The 458-nt window shown below is 66.6% G+C and carries 1 protein-coding gene; it reads left to right on the top strand.

The window, feature by feature from the left end:
• Nucleotides 1-184: 184 nt before the first annotated feature.
• Nucleotides 185-458: transposase family protein (locus tag ACXAHD_RS32390; protein ID WP_475055222.1), on the top strand; the 274-nt coding region annotated here is incomplete at its 3' end.

Genomic DNA, 458 nt, shown 5'->3' with positions numbered 1-458 from the left:
TTCCCGAAAGGGGTCCGCCGATCCGGAACCGAGCCCTGTCGATGTGACGTGGCGTGACGGCCCGGGTGTGATCAACTCGGGCGTGTCGCTTGTGGAGACGGCGGCCGGCATCGTCTAGATCATTCGGGTTATGTGGACTCAAACGATCAACGGCCGGCCGCCGCGTTGTGAGCGTATGACCGGGTTGGACTCCGATCAAGTCGACTGGTTGGTCGAGCAGGTGGACGCGCTGCTGGACTGGGACCTGCCGGTGGGACGGCCGCGGGCGTTGCCGCTGGACACGGCGCTGGTGATGGTGCTGTTCGGGCTGCGGCACAACCTCGCGCCGGACGTGCTCGGTGAGGTGTTCGGCTGCGGCTCGACGACTGTGGAGCGCTACCAGGACGAGTTGGAACCGTTGGTGGACGAGGTGTTGACCCCGTTGTACGAGCGGGTCCGTGACCAGGCCCGCCGGGACG

Source organism: Micromonospora sp. ABR4_055 (assembly GCF_056160425.1).
This window is presented reverse-complemented; position numbering and strand designations above follow the sequence as displayed.